Raw genomic sequence first — 578 nt, forward strand, 5'->3', positions numbered from 1 at the left:
TTATGTCTAAGCCTTTTACTGCAAACAGGCCAGTATTTTTTGCGGTGAGCGTGTACGTCAAAACGTTTGCGACTTGATATTCAACTGGCGTTACCGCTGCATCTAGCGTGTATTTGTATTCGGCAGGTTCAAACGTGACGCTGGTTGTATCAACGAATGTATTCTCTGCCCCAGCAATCATCGCTTTTACTTGTGCTCCACCTAATACGATGTTTTCAGCACTCTCATGAGACACTGTCGCGCTAACATGATAAGTAACTCGACCAAATGGCAGCAATGTCGCGCCAGTCACTTCTAAGTTCGCATTGCTAGATGCGTAACTACCAGCGATTGAACCTAGACTGTGAGTGTCTGATATCGATACGCTCTGAAAGGCTTTTTGGTCGCCCGACATGACATCCCAAACCGCGTTTATCACTGAGACATCTGCAATTGTGTCCGCCGTTGTATTTTTTACCTCAATCGAATACGAAATTTCTTCACCATTTTCATAATGACTCCCAGAAGCAGGACTAAATGAAATTTCCACCTCTCCTGCTGCTAGAGCGTTTGCGGAGGTAAATAAGGCAACTAAGAGT

The 578-nt window shown here is 44.8% G+C and carries 1 protein-coding gene; it reads right to left on the reverse strand.

What is annotated here, in order from left to right; all coding sequences use genetic code 11:
- Positions 1–578: hypothetical protein (locus tag R7E78_RS28820; RefSeq protein ID WP_318058975.1), on the reverse strand; the 578-nt coding region annotated here is incomplete at both ends.

It is taken from the genome of Vibrio sp. YT-19(2023), from assembly GCF_033337395.1.